The organism is Brevundimonas sp., assembly GCF_036659295.1.
Taxonomy (GTDB): domain Bacteria; phylum Pseudomonadota; class Alphaproteobacteria; order Caulobacterales; family Caulobacteraceae; genus Brevundimonas.
Window position 1 is genome coordinate 1 of the sequence record NZ_JAVXCU010000138.1, and the last position, 3871, is coordinate 3871.

The 3871-nt window shown below is 61.3% G+C and carries 2 protein-coding genes and 1 pseudogene; all 3 read right to left on the reverse strand.

Going from position 1 to position 3871, the window contains the following annotated elements; translation table 11 throughout:
- On the reverse strand, positions 1-2526 hold a 2526-nt coding region (gene lptD, locus RSB01_RS13750), incomplete at its 3' end, for an LPS assembly protein LptD (RefSeq protein WP_332625704.1).
- Positions 2527-2545: 19 nt separating this feature from the next.
- Positions 2546-3655 carry an LPS export ABC transporter permease LptG gene (gene lptG / locus RSB01_RS13755; protein WP_332590879.1) on the reverse strand — a complete coding sequence of 370 codons (1110 nt, stop codon included), beginning with the start codon at positions 3653-3655 and terminating at the stop codon, positions 2546-2548.
- Positions 3655-3871 (reverse strand): annotated as a pseudogene (locus RSB01_RS13760) (permease); the annotation flags it as partial. The pseudogene RSB01_RS13760 and the gene lptG, both read right to left, overlap by 1 nt.

Here is a 3871-nt window from a genome sequence, read left to right on the forward strand (position 1 = left end):
ACTGTCATCATATCCGTTACCGCCAAAAGTGGCGAGGTTTAGACGGATAAATATGCCTTCGGATGGTCCGGTAGGCCGTACGCGGGTGTTATCGCGACGCCAACCGATTTCAACGCGGAAGCAATCGTCATCATACAACAGGCCCACTTCGGAGCGGGTGATGAGATCGCGTTCCATATCGGCAATGCCGCGAACAGTAATGCCCCAGTTGCCATAGACAAACTGTTGCGAGGCGACCTGAACGAACTCGTAGTTACGGTTGTTCGGGCCTGCCAGCGGGTTGGAGCTGTCCAGAATATAGCTGAGGGCACCCGAATTTCGACGGCCCCAGTCACCGCTGATGGTGGCCTCGGCACGGCGCAGGTTGCCGCTACCGTCCATCACCGCATGGAACCAGCCACGCATACGCTCGGAAGGGTCGAACGTGCCTTGCACCACCCAGTCCGAGGTGCGGCGTGCCAGACCCGAAGGATCATAAAGCTGGGTCGGGGCGTCAGGCACCGGGATGAAATAGGCGCGTTCGTCATCGGCCCGCGTAGAGCGGCCTACAAACAGGCTGGCCGAGCGCGTGTCATCCCAGTTGAACGTCGCACGCGCACCCGCCGTAAAGCGCCATCCGCCTTCCAGCAGATCGTAACCGGGGAAGCGGTCCATACGGAACAGCGAGATGTGGTCCAGTTCAACCGTCTGGCTGTCCTCGACAGGGATCAGGCGATCAAGGTCGGCATCATTGGAGATCGACAGCTGGGCCATCGGCTCCAGAATAATGCTGCCGGTGCCTGCGAACGGACGATAAAGCGGATAGGAGACATCCACACCGGCGCTGGTCCGCACGCGGCTGACGGTATCGTTGTCGATGCCGAGGAAGGGCGGCAGATCATCGATCGAATAGACATCGGCGCGCATGTCCACGAACGGCTCCCAGCGCAGTCCCATCGGCGAGATCATGACGCGGCGCCAGTCCATCTTGCCGGTCACGCGGCGACTGTCGACGCCGGGCAGATCATCGGTTGGATTAGCCGGTACGATTTCGGGGCGCAGGGTGGGAAAGCCCACATAGGCATCGCGGGTCAGTGCCACAGCAGAGCCTTGAAGGCGCAGACGGCCGCCCATGACCGGACCTTCAGGCTCCCAGCGGGCGTCGATAATCGGTGCCACCAGCGGCAGACGATTATCGTCTTCGAAAACCTTGAAACCATCCGGATCACGGAAGTCGGTATCGGAGAAGCTGGGGTCCAGTCGCAGGCTCTGGATCGAGAAGGCGGCGACCGATAGATAGGAGCGCTGGGTCTGGCGCTCGGCATAGATCTGGCTGATCAGGCGGCGGCGGTCGCCATAATACAGGCCGTTGTCCTGATAGGGCGAACTGACGTCATAGCGGTCGAACAGGGTCTTGTCTGACACACGCTCTGCCGTGAAGCCCCAGCGCCATGTATCGCCAAGATCGAACTTGCCGTGAGCCAGTACATAGGAGCGGTGGGTGCGGTCACCGAAATGGACCTTGGATTCGGCATCGCCGTCACCGTCCAGATCGAAGTCGCCGAAATTGCGCGCATAGGTATAGCCGCCACGGGCAACGATGGTGCCGCTGTCAAACCGGCGGCGCCACTGGACGTTCATCAGCGGGGCGACATTGGTGTTGACGCGCGGGCTGAACAGCCAGTCCTCGGACGGCGATACGACGTGCAGATAGGGGGCCTCGACCGACAGGCCCAGACCCTGCTCATAGTCGATGCGCGGAATTAAAAAGCCCGAGGCACGATCCACCGACGGATCGGGGTGGGCCAGATAGGGTGTGTAGAAGACCGGTACACCACCGACACGCACAACGACATTGCGATACAGGATGGCGCGAAGCTCTTCGTCCTGAACCGCTTTCTCGGCCTGGAAGGTGATAGCGGGCTGGGCCTTGGGGTCGTTCTCGCACACCGGACACGGCATGAAGAGGACGCGGTTCAGCTCTGAAATGTTTTCCGAACGACGCACTGCCGTGGCTGCCATCAGGGTGGCACCTTCGGGCGTGCGGGTCGCCAGATCGACAGCAATGCCGGTCTTCAGACCTTCGGTCAGCTGTAGTTGGGACGCATGGACGACAGTGCCGTCCGGCGAAATCAGCTCGACCTGACCGGCAGCCTCGGCAATGCCGGTTTTCAGGTCATAGCGCATGTCCTCGGCCCGCAGGGTGTGATCCTGAAAACGGGCAAAGACACGGTCTTCGGCTTCACCGCCCTTGGCGTTGACGGTGTCGCCCTCGCGTTCGGCGCTGTTGGCTTCGAGATACAGGGCGTCGGGCGTCAAACCGTCTGCGCCACGCACCTGAACCACAGGTGTCTGTGCGGGGGGCGTGGTCTGGCTGGGTACTGTCTGGCCGGTGACTGTTTGGGCCGCAGACGCTCCGGCAACACCCAGCACAGGCAGGGCGCACAAGGCGGCTCCTGCCATCAGCTTCAGGCGCAGGGCTCCTGTTCTCGGGTGATGGCGGTCACGCATACGGTCTTCCAGTTCGGGGGCAGTATCATCGGACACATGTGTCCAATCCTGTCGATTAGCCGTCTTCGGTATAAAACAGCAAGGTAAGAGCGGCGAGCGCCGTCAATATTGCAGGTAACCATGCTGCCAAAAAGGCCGGAATAACCTCTGCCGATCCCATGGCCGCAGAGAACTGGTTCACAAAGAAGAAGCCGAAGCCCAGAACCACTGCGGATACGGCCATTCGCGCCATGTCACCCAGACGCATCAGGCGCAGAGAAAATGCCGCAGCCAGAATCGACATGGCGGCAAACATGAGCGGCGTGGCCAAAAGTTGCTGGAAACGCAGGTCATAGGCCGTGGACGCAAATCCGGCGCTGTCGATCCGGCGAATCTGTCCGGGTAAGGACCAGATGGACAGAGACTGGGGGCGCTCGAACTGCTGGAAAGCTTCGTCGTCGGCCAGATCGGAGGGCAGGTCCAGTGTCGCATAATGCACAGCCTGCTGGCCGCCCTGACCCCCGACCACATCGGTCAGACGCCAGCGGCCCGCGGTGAGCGTAGCAGTCTTGGCATCGACGCGCTCGGTAAAGCGGCGCTCGCCTTTGGCATCAATGGAATAGATGAAGAAGGTGGCATCCAGAAGCTGGCCGGTGGTGCGGTCCTGGCGTTCGCCACGAATAATCATCTGGCGTGTTTCATCGCCTTCGCGAAGCCAGACGGGTTGGGCTTCTTCGCTGGATGATACGCCGCCGCGAATCCGGCCGCGTTCGCTCTGCCAGACGCTGTCGCCCCATGCCGCCAGCGGCGCGATGGCCGTCACCGTGACCACACCCAGAATAAAGGCGCAGGCTGCGGCGGGCAGGACAAAGCGCCATGCCGAAACGCCTGCTGCCCGCATGGCAATCAGCTCGCTGCGACGGTTCAGACTGACAAAGGCCCCCAGCGTCCCGAACAGGAAAACGAACGGCAGAAGCTGTACGATGACCGAGGGTGATTTCACCGCAATCAGGCTCAACACCTTGAAGCCCGACAGTTCGCCGTCAGAGTTCAGGCCGCGCGAGACCTCGACAAAGTCGATCAGCATGACAAGGGCGGCAATGATGGCCAGAGCCACGCCCAGTGCTTTTAGTTGCTGGCCCAGAACATAGCGTTCGATGCGACCCAGTTTTAAGGGCAGACCCATTACGCAGCCCTCTTTTTCATCGACATGGAGGGCAGCCAGCGGCGGCGCGGTTTAAGCGCGGTAAACAAGGAACGCAGGGCCAGTGCGGTAGCCGCAGCCGGCAGCAGATACTGGAACACATTCAGCCAGCCATTCCATGCTGCGGCGGCGACAAGGCCATAGCCCATGACGCGCACCAGCAGGAACAGGCCTGCGGCCTTGGCGATACGGCCCGTG